Origin of the sequence: Aromatoleum sp. (assembly GCF_032027225.1) — a bacterium.
Classification (GTDB): domain Bacteria; phylum Pseudomonadota; class Gammaproteobacteria; order Burkholderiales; family Rhodocyclaceae; genus Aromatoleum.
Map to the genome: position 1 here is coordinate 620576 of NZ_JAVSMM010000001.1, position 17941 is coordinate 638516.

The 17941-nt window shown below is 62.6% G+C and carries 20 protein-coding genes; 5 read left to right on the top strand and 15 right to left on the bottom strand.

Annotated elements, in window-relative coordinates; all coding sequences use genetic code 11:
* The first annotated feature begins 30 nt into the window (after positions 1-30).
* Positions 31-3096 carry a PilC/PilY family type IV pilus protein gene (locus ROZ37_RS02980; protein ID WP_312657365.1) on the top strand — a complete coding sequence of 1022 codons (3066 nt, stop codon included), beginning with the start codon at positions 31-33 and terminating at the stop codon, positions 3094-3096.
* Positions 3093-3629, top strand: coding sequence for a GspH/FimT family pseudopilin (locus ROZ37_RS02985; protein ID WP_312657367.1), 537 nt, complete (start codon positions 3093-3095; stop codon positions 3627-3629). The genes ROZ37_RS02980 and ROZ37_RS02985 overlap by 4 nt, the downstream gene beginning before the upstream one ends.
* A 31-nt stretch (positions 3630-3660) precedes the next feature.
* Here ROZ37_RS02985 and ROZ37_RS02990 read toward each other — a convergent pair whose 3' ends face one another.
* The 7 genes from ROZ37_RS02990 to ROZ37_RS03020 all read right to left on the bottom strand — a co-directional run bounded on the left by ROZ37_RS02990 (position 3661) and on the right by ROZ37_RS03020 (position 9341).
* Positions 3661-4263 carry a GspH/FimT family pseudopilin gene (locus tag ROZ37_RS02990; RefSeq protein WP_312657369.1) on the bottom strand — a complete coding sequence of 201 codons (603 nt, stop codon included), beginning with the start codon at positions 4261-4263 and terminating at the stop codon, positions 3661-3663.
* A gap of 594 nt (positions 4264-4857) precedes the next feature.
* A complete protein-coding gene (locus ROZ37_RS02995; protein ID WP_312657370.1) occupies positions 4858-5343 on the bottom strand; it encodes a YajQ family cyclic di-GMP-binding protein in 486 nt (161 codons plus the stop codon).
* Between the two features lie 12 nt (positions 5344-5355).
* On the bottom strand, positions 5356-5679 hold the full coding sequence (locus tag ROZ37_RS03000; protein ID WP_312657372.1) for a pyrimidine/purine nucleoside phosphorylase: 324 nt from the start codon (positions 5677-5679) through the stop codon (positions 5356-5358).
* A 13-nt stretch (positions 5680-5692) separates the two neighbouring features.
* Positions 5693-5923, bottom strand: coding sequence for a DUF2788 domain-containing protein (locus tag ROZ37_RS03005; protein ID WP_312657374.1), 231 nt, complete (start codon positions 5921-5923; stop codon positions 5693-5695).
* A 12-nt stretch (positions 5924-5935) separates the two neighbouring features.
* Positions 5936-7165 (bottom strand): argininosuccinate synthase, encoded by a 1230-nt coding sequence (locus tag ROZ37_RS03010; RefSeq protein WP_312657375.1) that lies wholly within the window; start codon positions 7163-7165, stop codon positions 5936-5938.
* Positions 7166-7234: 69 nt separating this feature from the next.
* Positions 7235-8158, bottom strand: a complete 924-nt coding sequence (gene argF / locus ROZ37_RS03015) for an ornithine carbamoyltransferase (RefSeq protein WP_312657376.1) — start codon at positions 8156-8158, stop codon at positions 7235-7237.
* 10 nt (positions 8159-8168) lie between these two features.
* Entirely contained in the window at positions 8169-9341 is a 1173-nt protein-coding gene (locus ROZ37_RS03020; RefSeq protein ID WP_312657378.1) for an aspartate aminotransferase family protein, read from the bottom strand.
* 279 nt (positions 9342-9620) lie between these two features.
* Between ROZ37_RS03020 and ROZ37_RS03025 the strand changes: the two genes are divergently transcribed.
* Entirely contained in the window at positions 9621-9905 is a 285-nt protein-coding gene (locus ROZ37_RS03025) for a DUF3579 domain-containing protein (RefSeq protein ID WP_312657380.1), read from the top strand.
* Positions 9906-9995: 90 nt separating this feature from the next.
* On the opposite strand, the gene rpsT is transcribed toward ROZ37_RS03025, so the two are convergent.
* Positions 9996-10262 carry a 30S ribosomal protein S20 gene (gene rpsT, locus ROZ37_RS03030; protein ID WP_312657382.1) on the bottom strand — a complete coding sequence of 89 codons (267 nt, stop codon included), beginning with the start codon at positions 10260-10262 and terminating at the stop codon, positions 9996-9998.
* A gap of 178 nt (positions 10263-10440) precedes the next feature.
* On the opposite strand from rpsT, the gene murJ reads away from it, so the two are divergent.
* Both murJ and ROZ37_RS03040 read left to right on the top strand, forming a co-directional pair.
* A complete protein-coding gene (gene murJ, locus ROZ37_RS03035; RefSeq protein WP_312657383.1) occupies positions 10441-11979 on the top strand; it encodes a murein biosynthesis integral membrane protein MurJ in 1539 nt (512 codons plus the stop codon).
* A gap of 99 nt (positions 11980-12078) precedes the next feature.
* Positions 12079-12705: a YbhB/YbcL family Raf kinase inhibitor-like protein gene (locus ROZ37_RS03040; protein ID WP_312657384.1), complete on the top strand. Its 627-nt coding sequence runs from the start codon at positions 12079-12081 to the stop codon at positions 12703-12705.
* 28 nt (positions 12706-12733) lie between these two features.
* On the opposite strand, the gene ROZ37_RS03045 is transcribed toward ROZ37_RS03040, so the two are convergent.
* From ROZ37_RS03045 to ROZ37_RS03075, 7 genes are all read right to left on the bottom strand, one after another.
* Positions 12734-13990, bottom strand: a complete 1257-nt coding sequence (locus ROZ37_RS03045; RefSeq protein WP_312657385.1) for a 6-phosphofructokinase — start codon at positions 13988-13990, stop codon at positions 12734-12736.
* A gap of 68 nt (positions 13991-14058) precedes the next feature.
* The gene (adk, locus tag ROZ37_RS03050; RefSeq protein WP_312657387.1) at positions 14059-14712 is read right to left on the bottom strand and encodes an adenylate kinase; all 654 of its coding nucleotides are present in this window, start codon (positions 14710-14712) and stop codon (positions 14059-14061) included.
* 60 nt (positions 14713-14772) lie between these two features.
* Complete coding sequence (gene kdsB / locus ROZ37_RS03055; protein ID WP_312657389.1) at positions 14773-15549, bottom strand: 3-deoxy-manno-octulosonate cytidylyltransferase; 777 nt, start codon at positions 15547-15549, stop codon at positions 14773-14775.
* Between the two features lie 2 nt (positions 15550-15551).
* Positions 15552-15743 (bottom strand): Trm112 family protein, encoded by a 192-nt coding sequence (locus ROZ37_RS03060; RefSeq protein ID WP_312657391.1) that lies wholly within the window; start codon positions 15741-15743, stop codon positions 15552-15554.
* Positions 15724-16737, bottom strand: a complete 1014-nt coding sequence (gene lpxK / locus ROZ37_RS03065; RefSeq protein ID WP_312657392.1) for a tetraacyldisaccharide 4'-kinase — start codon at positions 16735-16737, stop codon at positions 15724-15726. The genes ROZ37_RS03060 and lpxK overlap by 20 nt, the downstream gene beginning before the upstream one ends.
* 44 nt (positions 16738-16781) lie before the next feature.
* Complete coding sequence (locus ROZ37_RS03070; RefSeq protein ID WP_312657393.1) at positions 16782-17201, bottom strand: biopolymer transporter ExbD; 420 nt, start codon at positions 17199-17201, stop codon at positions 16782-16784.
* 7 nt (positions 17202-17208) lie between these two features.
* The gene (locus ROZ37_RS03075) at positions 17209-17817 is read right to left on the bottom strand and encodes a MotA/TolQ/ExbB proton channel family protein (RefSeq protein WP_312657394.1); all 609 of its coding nucleotides are present in this window, start codon (positions 17815-17817) and stop codon (positions 17209-17211) included.
* Positions 17818-17941 lie beyond the last annotated feature (124 nt).

Sequence of the window (17941 nt, forward strand, 5' to 3'; positions counted from 1 at the left end):
ACACCCACCAAACATCTTACGAGGCTTGCGGTGCTGATTGCGCTGGGTTTCTCGTGGCCAGCCACCGCCGAAGATATCGACATCTTCAACGAGAATCCGGACATCACCGGTACGCGCCCGAATGTACTACTGGTTCTGAATAACTCATCATCAATGAACGGAAGCACCACGCTCTTTGACGGTTCAAAGGGCAACAAGCTCGAAATGATTCGCCAAGTGTTGAATACGATCATCGATCCGGATAACAACCTGAAAAATTACGGACCGTGCACGATATCCGGAACGACTCGGTCGCCAACCGGATGCATCACGCCGGGCGAAGTAAAAAAATTGCTCGAAGGTATCAATTTGGGCTTGATGACGGCTATTCCTAGCAATGCCACCGGAAGGGGCACATACGTCCGCTCCCATATCCGCCCGATGAATACTCCAGAGAACCGAAAGGCTCTTCTCGACAAAATTAATCCATCGATTCTTTTTGAAGGCGGAGATTTCTATGGTGTTGCCATGTATGAAGCCTATCAATATTTCGGTGGGAAAGCCGCGTACGTCGGTTTCAATAAAGACGTCCCATTTGATGATGCCGCGGCACAAGCCGGCATCAGCGCACAACCGGGCAGCAAATACATTAGCCCCGCAACTCTGGAGAATCAGTGCGCCGACAATTACATCATCTTCATCGCGGAAGGCACAGCAGCCAGCGGTGAAGATAAGGATGCAACCGCTCTCCTCAAGAACAGCATCGGCGGATCGACGACGCCCATCAATTTCTCCCCCAACAACTACACCAGCAGCACTCTTGACGAGTATGCGCGCGCACTCCACAAGCTAGACGTCATACCAAGCATTATCGGGACACAAACAGTAACGACGTATACGATCTCTGTTCAAACCCCAGAGGACAACAATTTCAATAATAGCGGCCCGACAAGCGCACGCGAGCTATTGAAAAGTGCCGCAGTTAACGGTGGCGGGGAATTCTTCCTCGCCAGCAACGCACAGGCAGCGATGAAAGCCTTCATCAACATGCTGCAGAAAATGCAAGCGATAAATACGGTGTTCGCCGCCGTTACATTGCCGGTGAGCGTCAACGTGCGTGGCACCTTCCTGAACCAGGTGTACATGGGCCAATTCCGCCCAGACAAGGGCGCCAAGCCCCGCTGGCCCGGCAACCTCAAGCTGTACCAAATCACCCTTGATGCTAACAACCAACCCATACTCGCCGACCGAAACGGGGATGGAGTGGAAGACACCGTCAATGGCTTTCTGCTACCGGACAAGACCAGCTTCTGGACCACCTCGTCGAATTACTGGACTTTCGACGAAATGGGCAATCCGGCTTCCTCAAGCGATGCCCCTGACGGCGCCATCGTCGAGAAAGGGGGCGCGGCGCAACGCCTGCGTAGCGTCTATGCAACCAGCCAGAGCGCACGAAAGCTTTACACCTGCGATGACACCTGCGCGGCCAACGCGAGCTTTGCCGATACGCCCTTCAGTACTTCGAATACCACGTTGGCCAGCAATGCGAAACTTGGAGCCGACGACGCTACGCGCACAGCACTGATCAACTGGGTGCGTGGCGAGGACAACAAGGATAACGAAGACGCCAACGGGGTTGCGACCGACGTTCGCGCACGCATACATGGCGACCTGCTGCACTCGCGGCCTGCCGTGGTCAACTACAACAGAACCGTCGGCGATCGCGACATTGTCGTGTATTACGGCACCAATGGCGGGGTATTCCATGCCGTCAAGGGCGGCACCGACGATGCAGACGGCTTCGAAAAATGGGGCATCGTATTCCCCGAGTTCCTCAGCAATCTGAAGCGCCTGCGTGACAACTCACCGATCATTTCCACGGCCGACAGGAAACCCTATTTTGCCGATGGTCCGGTGTCCGTTTACCAGAAGGATGGAAACAGCGACGGAAAACTGTCCGACATTTCCGACAAGGTGTACCTCTACGTCGGCATGCGGCGCGGAGGACGATTCATGTACGCGCTCGACGTCAGCAACCCGGACAACCCCAAGCATCTTTGGAAAATCGACAATTCCGGCAGCTTTGCCGAGCTCGGCCAGACCTGGTCCTCTCCGCGCCCTGCCAGGATCAGCGCAGTCGCCGACGATCCGGTGGTGATTTTCGGTGCCGGGTACGACGCGGAAAACGAGGACCTGAGCACCGCCCGAGTCAATGACAAGGGGCGTGGAATCTTCATCGTCAATGGACGCACCGGGACACTGGTCAAACACATCAAGCCGGACGGGATGGGGAGCGTGCCCGCCGATGTTACTGTTGTCGACCGCGACAACAACGGAATTCATGATCGCATCTATGCCGTCGACACCAAGGGCAACGTCTGGCGTACCGACATCAACGATACCGACCCGGCAAAATGGGAGACTTTCAAGATCGCCGCGCTCGCCAGCTCAGGCGCCGCCAATGCGCGTAAATTTCTCAACAAACCCGATGTGGTGTTCGGAAAAACGTACGACGCAATCCTGGTCGGTTCGGGTGATCGCGAGAATCCATTCGACACCACGGTCGTCAATCGCTTCTACATGCTCCGCGACACCAAGGTCGGATTCACTGGTGGCCTGCTCTGCGGCACGATTGAGGCGCCCACGACCTGCACCGAGAGCGATCTCGAGGATGTGACGGGCAATCCGCATCAGGACTCGCCGCTCACCACCGGCTCCAAGGGCTGGTACATGACAATGGCAACCGGCGAAAAGATTGTTGGCAATGCGATCACGGTGTTCGGCACCACTTTCTTCGGCACCAACCGCCCTACCCCCCCTCAGCCTGGCGCGTGCACCAGCAACCTGGGCGAAGCCAAGCTTTATTCGGTCGGTTTTGAAACAGGTAACGCCACGCGCGACCTCAATGCGGATGGCGTGATCGACAGCAACGATCGCAGCGAAGTCATCGAAGGAGGAGGTTACCTGCCGTCACCGGTTTATGCCCCTGTAGAGATCAACAAGGACAATAAGAAGGAGAAGGTCGATACCGTATGTATCGGCCCCAACTGCTTCGGTCCGGGTGGCAAGAGCTACAGTACCGACAGAATCCGTACGTACTGGCGGCTGCAGCAATGAACATTCAAGCGCTCGTCACGCACAACGGGGCGCCCTCGCGGGAAATGCGGTCTGCCGGGTTCACCTTGATCGAACTGATGGTGACGATTGCGGTGATGGCGATTCTGCTCAGCATCGCGGTTCCATCGTTCAACGAGGCGATGCTCGGCAGCAAGATCTCGTCCTATGCCAACAGCCTCTCCAGCAGTGCACTTTTGGCGCGCAGCGAGGCGATCAAACGGAATGCGCCGATAACTCTGTGTGTTTCGTCATCGGGCGCCGCCTGCGGCACGGGCTCATGGGAGCAAGGGTGGGTCGTGATTAGCGGCACGGATGTGCTGCACCGGCAGGAAGCCCTGCCGTCGGGGCTGAAGGTGATCGAAGGAACGGCAACGGCTCAGGTCGTCTTTCGGCCAACTGGCGTGGGTGCAACGTCCGCAAGCTTCAAGGTCTGCCGCGCCACACCAAGCGTCGGAAGCCAGGAACGGGTCGTGACGATCAACGCCAACGGGCGCACGGACATCGACAAGACAACGACCGGCGTCTGCTCCTGATGCTCGCCTCGCTCGATGACGGAGGGACCGGTCAGCACGTTGCTTGACGCACAACCCTCGGACGCCCCGTGGCGGCGATTACGACGCGCTTCGCCGCCCCACCCTCACACGCAGTGACGACCCCCATTTGCAACGCACCGGAACGCGTTCTCGTCTCGCCGGTTGGAACGTAGGAAACATAGTCCCGCACCGAGGTGCTCCCCGACATCCTTGACGCAGGTCCCTGACGCGCTGCAACGCTCAGAATCTGTTCGGAGTTGGTGCGCCGCCCGTCGCCATCTCGATCTTCAAAAACGATCCATCCGAACTGCCAGCCGATATTTTCCGCGCATCGGTCCTGGGTGACGCTGGAGCAAAGCGTCACGCGCCGGTTCCGTTTGATGGCCTCCGAGCGTGCGAAATGGAGCGTGCTCAGCAGCTCGTTCGTCATTGAGGTCAACCTCGTTTCGCGCATCCATCCTGCGAAACTCGGTACAGCGATGCCGGCAAGCATAGCAGCCACTGCCATCACCACGAGCGTTTCGGTCAAGGAAAATCCAGACGACCGGCACATGCCACCCCTGCGCACGCTCCGCGCCCCGCTGGCATCTGTATCCCACAACGCGTCAACTTGAAACCGCCGCATTTCTGCCATCCCCGAGAAGACGTCGCATAAATTCTATCGGAATATTTTAATTATTCCGACTTCATTTTTTAGCCGGCTCATGAGTACCCAGAAAAACATCGACGCGCAAACGGAATGATGTTGCCGTTGCCGTTGCACAGGATCGAATCAGTACAAGGGGGTCACGGAGCAGGCGCATCGGGTCGTGCGACTCCCCCACACTCCTTCCGCGCATCCGTAGCGTTCGCCGATCGTGGGCGCGGCCGCTGTGGATGGCCGGCCGATATCGAGTGACCGCATTAGCTGATGCGCAGAGCACTCGGTTCACGTCGGACCGCCCGCGGCATGGCGGGGATCATCCGAACGACCGGCGAATGCTAAAGCGAAGCTCCTGATCGTATGGCACGACGTCGCACAGGAATGGGTCGTGCCGGATGGGGTCGTGCCGGATGGGGTCGTGGCGGCGGGAGGAGCGCCTGTAGCAGCTTCGCAGCCAACTACGGACCACCCTTAGACTTCTTCAACGATAAGAAGCGAAAACGACGTCTACAGAAGCGTCGGGTTATCTTGGAGCCGCTCAAGCGATGATCGAAATATCAGCGGGGTGTGCTGCGGCCAAAAAATTCAGTCTCGAAAGTTGCCGAACTGCAGCGGAAAATCCGTCACTTCCGTCTTCACCAGAGCGATCGCGTCCTGCAGCACGTCCCGTTTCGCCCCGGAAACACGCACCGCATCGCCCTGGATTGACGCCTGGACCTTCAGTTTGCTGTCTTTCAGCAGCTTGACGATCTTCTTTGAAACGTCCTGCTCGACGCCGACGCGGACCTTCAGCTCCTGTTTGAGCTTGTTGCCGCCGATCTTTTGCGGGTCGCCGTGTTCCAGGCAGCGGACGTCGATCTTCTTCGCGGTCATTTCGGGCAGGAGGATCTGCCGCATCTGATCGAGCTGGAAGTCGCTATCGCCGAAGAGAGTGAGAAGTTTCTCGCTCTGTTCGACTCGGGCCTCGGTGCCCTTGAAGTCGTAGCGGCCGGTAATCTTTCGGTTCGCCACGTCCACCGCGTTCTTCAGCGATGGCATGTCGACTTCGGACATGATGTCGAAAGATGGCATGGCCACCCTCCTTCAGCCGAAATGGCAGATGTAGTGGTAGGGCTCGCCGGCGACCTCGATGTCGAAGCTGGAGTTGCCCGGTACGTTGAATGATTGGCCGGCGCCGTAGACCTTCCATTCGCTCTCGCCTTTCAGACGAACGCGGCAACTGCCGGCGACTCCTTCCATAATTTCGGGGGCGCCGGTGTTGAACGTCAGGGACGCCGGCAGAATCACGCCGACCGACTTCTTCGTGCCGTCGGCGAGCACGATACCGTGGCTCACGCACTTGCCGTCGAAGTAGACATTAGCCTTGGTCGTCACGGAGACGCCGTCGTATTTGTCGGTCAAGCTCATGCTCACGTAACCCTTATTCGATGCCCAGAAACTTCTGGATGAAGCTCTTCGAGATGAAGCCGACGAATCCGAGCCCGAGCGCGATGAACAGCCACACGGTGCCGTATCTGCCGGCTTTCGATTCCTTCGCGAGGTTGCCTATGATGAACAGCATGTAGAGGATCAGCGCGGTCAGCAGGATCTTGAGCGAGTAATCCTCGAACTCCGCGATCGTCAGCCCGAAGATGATCGGGTCGCTGTCCATCGATGGGTCTCCTTAGCCGCGTCTCGTCTTCGCGTTCGCCGCAATGCGCATGCGCAGCGCATTGAGGCGGATGAAGCCGTGTGCGTCCTTCTGGTTGTACGCGCCCTGGTCGTCCTCGAAGGTGGCGATCGTCGGATCGAACAGCGAGTCGGTCTTCGAGTCGCGGCCGGTGACGATGACGTTGCCCTTGTAGAGTTTCACGCGCACCCAGCCATTGACGGTCTGCTGCGTGTGGTCGATCAGTGCCTGCAGCGCGCGCCGCTCGGGGCTCCACCAGTAGCCGTTGTAAATCAGGCTCGCGTAGCGTGGCATCAGGTCGTCCTTGAGATGGGCGACTTCGCGGTCGAGCGTGACGGACTCGATCGCACGATGCGCGCGCAGCAGGATCGTGCCTCCGGGCGTTTCGTAGCAGCCACGGCTCTTCATGCCGACGTAGCGGTTCTCGACCAGATCGAGCCGGCCAATGCCGTGCTTGCCGCCGAGCGCGTTGAGCTTTGCGAGCAGTTCGTGCGCCTTCATGCGCGTACCGTTGATCGCGACGAGGTCGCCGCGCTCGAACTCGAGGTCGATGTATTCGGCTTCGTCAGGCGCCGCTTCCGGTGACACCGTCCAGCGCCACATGTCTTCCTCGGCCTCGGCCGCGGGATTCTCGAGGTGGCGCCCTTCGAACGAGATGTGCAGCAGGTTCGCGTCCATCGAATACGGCGAGCCGCCCTGCTTGTGCTTCATCTCGATCGGGATGCCGGCCTTCTCGGCGTACGCGAGGAGCTTTTCGCGCGACAGCAGGTCCCATTCGCGCCACGGGGCGATGACTTTCACGCCCGGCATCAGCGCGTAGTAGCCGAGTTCAAAGCGGACCTGGTCGTTGCCCTTGCCGGTGGCACCGTGGGAGACGGCGTCGGCGCCGGTGGCCTGCGCAATCTCGATCTGGCGCTTAGCGATCAGCGGGCGGGCGATCGACGTGCCGAGGAGGTATTCGCCTTCGTAAACGGTGTTGCAGCGGAACATCGGGAACACGAAGTCGCGGACGAACTCCTCGCGCAGATCGTCGATGAAGATGTTCTCGGGCTTGATGCCGAACTTCAGTGCCTTCTGCCGCGCGGGTTCGAGTTCCTCCCCCTGGCCGAGGTCGGCGGTGAAGGTCACCACCTCGCACTGATAGGTGTCCTGCAGCCACTTCAGGATCACCGAGGTGTCCAGGCCGCCCGAATAGGCGAGCACCGCTTTCTTCACGTCACTCATGATTTCCGCTCTTCCGATTTCCGCTCAACAGGCTGGCCGCAACGCGACCGGGTTCTCAACGTGCAGGCGTCAGTCTTCGACCTTGCCCAGCACGAGGTATTCCATCAGCGCTTTCTGCGCATGCAGGCGGTTCTCCGCCTCGTCCCAGACCACTGATTGCGGTCCGTCGATGACTTCCGCCGTGACTTCCTCGCCGCGATGTGCGGGCAGGCAGTGCATGAATACCGCATCGGCGCGCGCATTCGCCATCATTTCGGCATCGACGCACCAATCGGCGAAGTCCTTCATCCGCTCGTCGTTCTCGGCCTCGAAGCCCATCGAGGTCCACACGTCCGTCGTGACGAGATCGGCACCCTCGCACGCCTCCATCGGGTCCGCGAACTGCTCGAAGTTCCCGGTGCCGTAAAGGCCCGCACGCTCGGGTTCGACCTCGTAACCCGGGGGCGTCGACACGTGAACGTTGAAGTCGAGCAACTCCGCGGCCTGAAGCCAGGTGTTGCACATGTTGTTCGAGTCGCCGATCCAGGCGACCGTCTTGCCCTGGATCGAACCGCGATGCTCGATGAAGGTGTAGATGTCGGCCAGGATCTGGCACGGGTGGTATTCGTTCGTCAGGCCGTTGATGACCGGGACGCGAGAATGTGCGGCAAAACGCTCAATGATGTCCTGCTCGAAGGTGCGGATCATCACGAGGTCGCTCATGCGCGAGATCACTTGCGCCGCGTCCTCGACCGGCTCCCCGCGACCGAGCTGCGAATCGCGCGTATTCAGGTAGATCGCCGAGCCGCCGAGCTGCTGCATCCCCGCCTCGAACGACAAACGGGTGCGCGTGCTGGCCTTCTCGAAGATCATCACGAGCGAACGGTCGAACAGCGGGTGATACGGTTCGTAGCGCTTGAACTTGTCCTTGATCCAGCGCGTGCGGGCGAACACGTGCTCGTAGTCCTCCCGCGTGAAGTCCTTGAATTGCAGGTAATGGCGCGGTTGCGTCATCGGGCCGCCCTCACTGTTCGAGATGCCGTCGCACGAGCGGCGCGAGGCGCTCGACGAGCGTCTGCGCATCCTGCTCGGTGAAGACGAGCGCCGGCAACAGACGGATGACTCGCTCCGCGGTGACGTTGATCAGCAGGCCCGCCTCGAGCGCCTGCGAGACGAGCGCGCCGCACGGGCGGTCGAGTTCGATACCGATCATCAAACCCTGTCCGCGGATGTCCACGACACCGGAAACTCCGGAGAGCGCTTCGGCGATGCCGGTCCGGATCGCTTCGCCGACCCGCACGGCATTCGCCATCAGGCCGTTGTCCTCGATCGTCGAGAGCGTTTCGAGTCCGGCGGCGCATGCAAGCGGGTTGCCGCCGAAAGTCGAACCGTGGTTGCCGGGTCCGAACAGTCCGGCCGCGAGGCCGGTCGTGACGCATGCACCGATCGGGACACCCGAGCCGAGCCCTTTTGCCAGCGTCATCACGTCCGGCTTGGCGCCGGCATGCTGCCAGCCGAACCATTTGCCGGTACGACCCATGCCACATTGCACTTCGTCGCAGATCATCATCCAGCCGCGTTCGTCGCACACCTGCCGCAGTTCGCGCTGGAACGCCGCATCGGCGATGTTGATGCCGCCCTCGCCCTGCACCATCTCCAGCATCACGGCGACGACACTGTGATTGTGTTCGCCGACGGCGCGGATCGCATCGATGTTCTTGTACGGCACGCGCACGAAGCCGGAGACCAGCGGTTCGAAACCGGCCTGGGTCTTGCGGTTGCCTGTCGCCGAGAGCGTCGCCAGCGTGCGGCCATGGAATGCGTTTTCCATGACGATGATCGTCGGCTGCTCGATGCCCTTCTTGTGCCCGTAGAAGCGCGCGAGCTTGATCGCCGCTTCGTTGGCCTCGCAGCCGGAGTTGCAGAAAAACACTTCGTCCATGCCCGACAGGGCGGCGAGCCGATCGGACAGCTCTTCCTGGAGCGGGATGCGATAGAGGTTCGACGTATGCAGGACGCGCCCCGCCTGAGCGGCGATAGTGCGGACGAGACGCGGATGATTGTGCCCCAGCGTCGACACGGCGATGCCCGAGAGCGCGTCCAGATAACGATTCCCCGCCTCATCGAAGAGCCAGACGCCCTCGCCATGCGTGAACGCGACCGGCAACCTGGCGTAGGTGTTCATGAGATGCGGCATGGATGACCCCGATCAGGAGAACAGAAATGCACACGGCGGCAGGGCGCCGCCGTGTGAAGTCGAAGCGGGGATGTTAAGCGAAAGAGCCCGGATTGTATAGGCCGCGCGCCGCCGGGAAGCCGTCGCACGCGGCCGCACGAGCGCCTCGCGCCGTGACACCCCGACCGCACCGCAACTCAGTCTCGGGTTTCTTTCTGATAGAATCCGCCCCGTTTTCGCGGCGCAGCAGAATCGGGTAAAGCCGGAGCGCCGACTCCCCCAGCTGCCATGGCGTGACATATGAATCAAGCAAACAACAGCTTCGTCATCATCGGGGTCACAAAAGAAGGCAAGAAATTCCGCCCTAGCGACTGGGCCGATCGCTTGTGCGGCATCATGTCGGCGTTCGGGGCCGACAATCGCATGACGTACTCGCCTTACGTGCGCCCCGGCTGCACGCTCACAGGCGACAAAACGGTTCTGGTCGACGCCCACCTCTACGAGATCGAACCCCTCGCGTACAAATTCCTGATCAACTTCGCGAACGACAACAACCTGCAGATGGAGCCGATCGAGAGCGTATAACGCCGCCGCCAGCCTCCTTCCGAGCCGCACGCAGAAGCAAAAACGGCGACCCGAAGTCGCCGTTTTCGTATTGCTGCACGGATCGCGGAATCAGGCGGCCATCGCCTTGATCGCAGCCGACAGACGGCTCTTGTGACGCGCTGCCTTGTTCTTGTGGATGATCTTCTTGTCGGCGATGCTGTCGATCGTGCTCATCGAGCTGCGGAACACGGCTTGCGCAGCGGCCTTGTCGCCACCCACGACGGCCTTTTGCACAGCCTTGATCGCGGTACGCAGACGTGAACGCAGGCTGCCATTGTGAGCGCGGGCCACGACCGCCTGACGGGCGCGCTTGCGGGCTTGTGCCGAATTGGCCATAAATGTGTTCTTCCGTTGGTTGGTTCGTGAAAGCGCGCGAGTTTACCGCCCAACGACCTGAGGCGCAAGCCCGCAGAGCGGCGGATCTCGTCGTCGCCGGAAAATACATCGTCGTTTCAATCGAATGCCCTGCGTGTTCGGGCAGCCGCTATCATCTCGGCTTTTTCCGGACTTCCGCATGAATCTGTTGCGCGCGCTCGCGACCGTGAGCGGCATGACGCTGCTGTCACGCATTCTCGGCTTCGTCCGCGACTTCGTGATCGCCCGCGCGTTCGGCGCCGGCATCGCAACCGACGCTTTCTTCGTCGCGTTCCGGCTGCCGAACCTGCTGCGGCGGATGTTCGCCGAAGGCGCATTCTCGCAGGCCTTCGTGCCGATTCTCGCCGAATACAAGAACCGCCTGGGACCGGAGGATACGCACCGGCTCGTGAATCGGGTAGCCACCGCACTCGGGCTCGTGGTGACGGCAGTCACCGCGCTCGGGATTCTCGCCGCACCGCTCATCATCGCGGTCTCGGCGCCGGGCTTCGCTGCCGAGCCGGACAAGTTCGCACTGACGGTCGAGCTTACCCGCATCACCTTTCCGTACATCCTGTTCATGTCGCTGGTAGCGCTCGCCGGCGGCGTACTGAACACGTGGAGCCGTTTCGCGATTCCCGCCTTCACGCCGGTGCTGCTGAACCTCTCGTTCATCGCGATGGCGCTGTTCGCCGCACCCTATTTCGATCCGCCGGTGCTCGCGCTCGCCTGGGCGGTGTTCATCGGGGGCGTGCTGCAGCTTGCGTTTCAGCTGCGTCCGCTGTCGCGCATCGGCTTGCTGCCGCGATTCGATCTGAACCTGTCCGACTCCGGCGTGCGCCGTGTCGCGAAGCTGATGGCCCCTGCGATTCTCGGCGTGTCGGTCAGCCAGATCTCGCTGCTGATCAATACGATCTTCGCGTCCTTCCTCGAGAGCGGCAGCGTGTCGTGGCTGTACTACGCGGACCGGCTGATGGAGTTTCCTGCGGGGCTGCTCGGCGCGGCGCTCGGTACCATCCTGCTGCCGAGTCTGTCGAAGCTCCACGCGGACGAACAGCCGCAGGCGTTCTCGTCGCTGCTCGACTGGGGTCTGCGCCTGACGCTGTTGCTGACGCTTCCCGCCGCGCTCGCGCTCGCGCTGCTCGCAGTGCCGCTGATCTCGACGCTGTTCCAGCACGGGGCATTTACTGCGTCAGACGTGATGCAGACGCGGCTCGCGCTGATGGCGTACAGCGTCGGACTGACCGGGCTGATCCTCGTCAAGATCCTCGCGCCGGGTTTCTATGCGCGCCAGGACATCCGCACGCCGGTGAAGATCGCGATCCTTACGCTCGTCGCGACGCAACTGATGAATCTCGCATTCATCGTACCGCTGAAGCATGCCGGCCTCGCGCTGTCGATCGGACTCGCATCGCTGCTCAATGCCGGCCTGCTGTTCCGCGGCCTTCGTCGTCGCGGGGTTTATCAGCCGCAACCGGGATGGAGCCGATTCTCGCTGCGGGTCGCCGCGGCGCTGGTCGTTCTCGGTGTGGTGCTGTGGTTCGGGGCGGGCGCGGAAGCTTCATGGCTCGCACAGGAGGGCGCCGCGCGCGTACTGCGACTCGCCGTTCTCGTGAGCGCCGGGGGCGCCGCCTATCTTGCAACGCTGTTCGCGCTCGGTTTTAGGCTGCGCGACTTCAGGCGACGCGGTGCGGCATGAGAGCCCGCATGCAGTCCGGCCCGCCGCACGAATCGCGCACTACAATGGACCGAAGCTGTTCCGGCGTACCGTCCCGATGAGCCAAAGGAGTCCAACGGCATGAAACTCAACAGCCAGAGCTTCACCGACGGCGGACGCATCCCCGCCGAGTTCGCGTTCTGCGTTCCCGCTGCGGAAGGGCACGTCCGCTTCGGCAACAACCTGAATCCACAGCTCGAGTGGAGCAGCGTGCCGGCGGGGACACGCTCGTTCGCGCTGATCTGCCATGATCCCGACGTACCAAACAGCGGCGACGACGTGAATCAGGAAGGGAAAATCGTCCCGGCCACACTTGCCCGCGTCGATTTCTTCCACTGGGTGCTGACAGACCTGCCGGCCGATCTGCGCGAAATTCCCGCCGGAAGCTTTTCGAATGAAGTGATCCCGCGCGGGAAGCCGGGACCCGATGCGCCCCACGGAATGCACGGAATCAACGACTACACCGGATGGTTCGCGAGTGACGATGCGATGCGCGGCGACTATTACGGCTACGACGGACCATGCCCGCCGTGGAACGACGAACTGGTGCACCGCTATATCTTCACGCTCTACGCGCTCGACGTGGAGGGCTGCGTGCCGGAGGGTCGATTCGGCGGCACGGAGCTGCGCAACGCGATCGCAGGCCATATCCTCGCCGAAGCGAAGCTCGCCGGAACCTATACGCTGAACCCGGCCGCCACCGACTAGTCGTTTGGCGCTGCGCCTGCGGGGAGATTCAAGGCCGATAAGGCGGCAGCACGCGCGCCACCGCAGGAAGGACAAACCTGGGATAGTCGGGCAGGCCGCCCGAGAATGGCGGGGACAGCTCGCCTTCGATCAGGGGGCGGAGGTAGCGCCGCGCAGCTTCCGTGACGTGCAGCCCATCCGCGCGGATGAAGGACGCGGGCACCCGGCGTTCGAAGTTAGCGATCGCCGACGCATCGACCGGCTCGACTGTCCAGCGGTAAGGGACGTCGACGACCCGGCGGATCCCCGGCATTACCCGGTCCCGGCCGGCAATCGCGTACTCGACCGCCGCGTGGCCGACCGCCCGTGCCTGCGCGTAGTCGGTCGCCGAGACGAGATGACCGGCAGCACGCTGCAGATAGTCGGGAATCGCCCAGTGGTGCTTGTAGCCGAGCCGGCGACTGACCAGGCGCGCGACGCACTGACCCGCGCCGCCGAGCTGGATGTGCCCTTTCGCGTCCTTGCTCTGCTCCATCAGCAGCGTTCCGTCGGCACGACGGATCCCCTCGGAAACCGTGATCGCGCAATAACCGAGCCGCGCGACGGTCGCCTCGACCGCAGCGAGGAAGGGCGCCTCGTCGAACGGCACTTCGGGCATCAGGATGATGTGCGGCGGCTCGTCGTCTCCCCGGGATGCCAGCGCCGTGGCAGCCGCGATCCAGCCCGCGTTGCGCCCCATCACTTCGAGCACGAACGCGCGCCCGACCCGACTGGCCATCGACACGAGGTCGAGTCCGGCTTCGAGCATGGCAGCGGCGGCGTATTTCGCCGCCGAGCCGAAGCCCGGCGAGCAATCCGTACCCTCCAGGTCGTTGTCGACCGTCTTCGGCACGCCGATGCACACGAGCGGATAACCGCGCCTCCGCGCAGCGAGCGAGACTTTCACGACGGCATCCATCGACCCGTTGCCGCCGTTGTAGAGGAAATAGCCGATGCCATGCGCTGCGAAAACGTCGAACAGCCGGTCGTACTGCGCCGGGTTCGTGTCCGGTGCGTCGATATCGAAGCGACATGAACCGAACGTGCCGCCGGGCGTATGCGAGAGCCTCTCCAGGTCCATCGCCGACAGTGGCGCCGTGTCGACCAGGTCCTCCCCGAGAACGCCGACAATTCCGTGCCGGGCGGCCAGGACGCGACCGACCGCATCGGGACGGCGACGGGCCGCGTCGATGACGCTTGCCGCGGTCGCATTGATGACGGCCGTCACGCCGCCAGACTGTGCGTAAAGGAGATTCGCTTTCTTCATCGGACTCGCAAATGAAAACGCGGCGAGGGGCGTCTGCCGCTCGCCGCGTTCTGCGCGAAGAACACTGCTTACTTCAGCGCTTCGAAGGCGCGCGCGGTGATCTCGTCGACGGCGCCGAGACCGGAGATCTTGCGCACTTTCGGCGCACCCGCGGCGCCGGATTCGGCCCACTTCGTGTAGTAGGCGACGAGCGGCTTGGTCTGGGAATGATAGACCTCGAGACGCTTCTGGACGGTTTCCTCGCGGTCGTCGTCACGCTGGACCAGGTCTTCACCGGTCACGTCGTCCCTGCCCGCGACCTTCGGCGGGTTGTACTTGACGTGGTAGGTGCGGCCCGACGCGAGGTGCGCACGGCGGCCGCTCATGCGTTCGACGATCTCGCTGTCCGGGACGTCGATCTCGAGCACGAAGTCGATCGGCACGCCGGCATCCTTCATCGCGTCGGCTTGCGGAATGGTGCGCGGGAAGCCGTCGAACATGTAGCCGGCCTTGCAATCGTCTTCCTGGAGACGATCCTTCACCAGCCCGATGATGATGTCGTCCGACACGAGCCCGCCGGCGTCCATGACCTTCTTGGCTTCGATCCCGAGCGGCGTCCCCGCCTTCACGGCGGCACGCAGCATGTCGCCGGTGGAAATCTGCGGAATGCCGAACTTCTCCTTGATGAAGTTCGCCTGTGTGCCCTTGCCCGCCCCCGGGGGTCCCAACAGAATCAAACGCATGCTCCCTCCCTCTCATGCGGCCGTAGCGCCGCGTCGTTATGCAAAAAAAGACTTCGCAACTTACTCGACTCGCCCCAGCCGGTCAAACACGGCCCTCACCCGCTCGAGGTCCTCGTGCGTATCGACTCCTGCGGCGGGCGCGGCCGCGATTCGCAGCACGCGGATCGGGTAGCCGTGCCAAAGCGCACGCAGCTGTTCGAGCTCCTCCCACTGTTCGAGCGGCGAGATTTCGAGGCTCGCGTAGCGGCGCAGGAACGCAGCGCGGTACGCGTAGATTCCGACATGGCGCAGCGCCGGCAAGCCCGCCGGAAGCGGGTCCTGCGCCGTCGCGAACGCATCGCGAGCCCATGGCATCGGCGCGCGGGAGAAATACAGCGCGCGCTCGCGCGCGTCGCAGACGACTTTGACCACGTTCGGATTGAAGAACTCGGCGGCATCCTGCAGCGGATGGGCTGCGGTGGCAATTGCGGCAGCGGGGTCGTCGGCAAGCGCCTGGGCGACCGCCGCGATCAGCCCCGGCTCGATCAGCGGTTCGTCGCCCTGCACGTTGACGACGATGTCGTCCGCGCCCCAGCCGAGCACATCGACGACTTCGGCCAGCCGATCCGTACCGCTCGGATGGTCTGCCCGCGTCATCAGTGCGTCGCCCCCGGCCGCATTCACGGCATCGCGGACCGCCTCGTTGTCGGTCGCGACCCACACCGAGGCCGCGCCCGCGCTGCGGACACGTTCGAGCACCCTCACGATCATCGGCTTGCCGCCGATGTCGGCGAGCGGTTTGCCTGGCAGACGGGTCGATGCGAACCGGGCGGGGATGACGACGTGGAACGCGGGCATCGTCAGCGACGCAGCGCGTCGACCTCTTCGACGTCGAGTTGACGGGCCTCTTCTTCGAGCATCACGGGGATGCCGTCGCGGATCGGAAACGCCAGCCGGTCGGCCTTGCAGACGAGTTCCTGCTTCTCCCTGACGAAATCGAGAGGGCCCTTGCAGATCGGGCATACGAGGATTTCAAGCAGTCTGGCGTCCATGCGTCAGTTTCTCCAGGATTCGTTCGGCTGCGCCTGCGGCAATCCTTGCCGTCACCGGGAATTCCCAAGTGTCCGCTGGCGCGAAGGACGCGCATTTTACCGCATCCTTGCTGGTGATTATTTTGGCTTCGCCCGGCGCGAAGTCGAGATCGCCCGGGGCAAACCGGTGATGGTCCGGGAAGGGATGACCGACGACGTCGAGTCCCATCGCCGTCAGCTGGGCGAAGAAGCGCTCGGGCCGACCGATTCCGGCGACCGCGTGCACCCGCCGCCCACGAAACATTTCCACGCCTCGGCGCTCGCCTGCGTTGCGAACGGATACGAATTCAGCACCTTCGAGCCTCATCGCGAACACCGCCTGACGCGCGAGCCGCTCGGCAATGACATCCGATAGCGCCCCGTGCGCAAGAACAAGATCCACCGCATCCAGCCTGGTGACCGACTCGCGCAGCGGACCCGCCGGAAGGAGCCAGCGGTTGCCCAGTATCCGCTCGTCGACGACGGCGATTTCGAGGTCGCGATGAAGCCGGTAGTGCTGCAGGCCGTCGTCGGACACGATCACATTGCACTCGGGATGGGCGCGCAGCAGAGCGCGCGCCGCTTCGGGCCGATCGGCGCCGATCGCGACCGGGCAGCGCGCGAGCCGCGCGAGCAGCACCGGCTCGTCTCCGAACGATGCTGGATCGCCGTCTTCGGGCACGACTGCGACATCCTCGACGCTACCGCCATAACCCCGGCTGATGATTCCAGGCCGGAAGCCCGCTTCGCGGAGAATGCGGACCAGCCATTCGACCGCCGGCGTCTTGCCGCTTCCGCCAACGGCGATGTTGCCGACGACTATGACGGGAACGGGAACGCGCACCACCTGCAGCACTCCGGCACGGAACAGCCACCGGCGCAGGCCGGACAGCAGGGCGAACAAGCCGGCCAGCGGCAGCAGCGCGAACGCGACGGTCGACCGCGTCTGCCAGAACGCCGGGGCTTTCCGCGGCATCGTTCAGTGTGATTCGGGAATCGGCCCCCGCGCTGCGGCCGAGGTCATTGCTGCGGGGCCTGGACGGCGAAGGTAACGCGCGGCAGCCCCGCCCGCTGCGCAGCCTGCATCGTGTTGATGACGCTCTGGTGCTCGGCCTTCGCGTCTGCATTGATAACGACGACCGGGTCAGCCCCGGCGGCTGTCGCGCGGCCCAGCGCTTCCGCGATCGCCGCAACGTCCTTTCCACCAACCGGCTGGCGATTGACCAGAATGTCGCCGCTGGCGCTCACCGCGACGACGATTTCATTCGGCGCGGCGTCCGACGGCGCAGACTCCCCTGTCGGCAGGTTGATCTCGAGGCCGGAAACCTTGGAGAACGTCGTTGTCAGGACGAGGAAGATGATCAGGACCAACAGCACGTCGATCAACGGAATGAGGTTGATTTCCGGCTCTTCCTGGCGCCGACCACGCTGAAAATTCATCACTTCCTCAGCTGCGGCGATCGCCGTGGACGACTTCGACGAGCCTGATCGCCTGCTGCTCCATCTCGATGACGAAGCCATCGATCAGCGCACGGTAGTGACGCCAGAAGATCGTTGCCGGGATCGCGATGACGAGGCCCATTCCCGTCGTGTTCAACGCGATCGAAATACCCTGCGCGAGCTGCTGCGGATTGGTGCCGCTGGCGCTTTGCGACGCGAAGATGTCGATCATGCCGACGATCGTGCCGAATAGCCCCATCAGCGGGCTGATCGAAGCGATCGTGCCGAGGGTCGTCAGGAAGCGCTCGAGCTCGTGCGCGACCGCGCGGCCCGCCTCCTCGATCGCTTCCTTCATCACCTCGCGGGAGCTGTTGACGTTCCGCAAGCCGGCGCCGAGCACCTGACCAAGGGCGGAATGTGCCGAGACCCGGTTGATCATTTCCGGCGAGACACCCTTCTGGCGCAGGTCGGCCAGCACCTTTTCCAGCAATCCCGGCGGCACGATCTTCGCGCGACGCAGGCTTACCGAACGTTCGATGATCAACGCGACGGCGATCACCGAGGCCGCCAGCAGGGGCCAGATCGGCCAGCCTGTAGCCTGAATGAGGGCGAACACGCGAGAAAGCTCCCGGAGGAAAAGGCGGAACTCTAGCGTCCGGCGGGACGCAGGGCAAGTTCATGTTCCAGCTGGGTGCGCCGAAGAGCATGAATCCACAAAACCTGTGGATAACTGTGTGGAT

Bases quoted from the DNA above. Each gene is read 5' to 3' on its own strand.
- ROZ37_RS02985 (WP_312657367.1), top strand. From the start codon at position 3,093: ATGAACATTCAAGCGCTCGTCACGCACAACGGGGCGCCCTCGCGGGAA.
- ROZ37_RS02990 (WP_312657369.1), bottom strand. From the start codon at position 4,263: ATGGCAGAAATGCGGCGGTTTCAAGTTGACGCGTTGTGGGATACAGAT.
- ROZ37_RS02995 (WP_312657370.1), bottom strand. From the start codon at position 5,343: ATGCCATCTTTCGACATCATGTCCGAAGTCGACATGCCATCGCTGAAG.
- ROZ37_RS03000 (WP_312657372.1), bottom strand. From the start codon at position 5,679: ATGAGCTTGACCGACAAATACGACGGCGTCTCCGTGACGACCAAGGCT.
- ROZ37_RS03005 (WP_312657374.1), bottom strand. From the start codon at position 5,923: ATGGACAGCGACCCGATCATCTTCGGGCTGACGATCGCGGAGTTCGAG.
- ROZ37_RS03010 (WP_312657375.1), bottom strand. From the start codon at position 7,165: ATGAGTGACGTGAAGAAAGCGGTGCTCGCCTATTCGGGCGGCCTGGAC.
- argF (WP_312657376.1), bottom strand. From the start codon at position 8,158: ATGACGCAACCGCGCCATTACCTGCAATTCAAGGACTTCACGCGGGAG.
- ROZ37_RS03020 (WP_312657378.1), bottom strand. From the start codon at position 9,341: ATGCCGCATCTCATGAACACCTACGCCAGGTTGCCGGTCGCGTTCACG.
- ROZ37_RS03025 (WP_312657380.1), top strand. From the start codon at position 9,621: ATGAATCAAGCAAACAACAGCTTCGTCATCATCGGGGTCACAAAAGAA.
- rpsT (WP_312657382.1), bottom strand. From the start codon at position 10,262: ATGGCCAATTCGGCACAAGCCCGCAAGCGCGCCCGTCAGGCGGTCGTG.
- murJ (WP_312657383.1), top strand. From the start codon at position 10,441: ATGAATCTGTTGCGCGCGCTCGCGACCGTGAGCGGCATGACGCTGCTG.
- ROZ37_RS03040 (WP_312657384.1), top strand. From the start codon at position 12,079: ATGAAACTCAACAGCCAGAGCTTCACCGACGGCGGACGCATCCCCGCC.
- ROZ37_RS03045 (WP_312657385.1), bottom strand. From the start codon at position 13,990: ATGAAGAAAGCGAATCTCCTTTACGCACAGTCTGGCGGCGTGACGGCC.
- adk (WP_312657387.1), bottom strand. From the start codon at position 14,712: ATGCGTTTGATTCTGTTGGGACCCCCGGGGGCGGGCAAGGGCACACAG.
- kdsB (WP_312657389.1), bottom strand. From the start codon at position 15,549: ATGCCCGCGTTCCACGTCGTCATCCCCGCCCGGTTCGCATCGACCCGT.
- ROZ37_RS03060 (WP_312657391.1), bottom strand. From the start codon at position 15,743: ATGGACGCCAGACTGCTTGAAATCCTCGTATGCCCGATCTGCAAGGGC.
- lpxK (WP_312657392.1), bottom strand. From the start codon at position 16,737: ATGCCGCGGAAAGCCCCGGCGTTCTGGCAGACGCGGTCGACCGTCGCG.
- ROZ37_RS03070 (WP_312657393.1), bottom strand. From the start codon at position 17,201: ATGAATTTTCAGCGTGGTCGGCGCCAGGAAGAGCCGGAAATCAACCTC.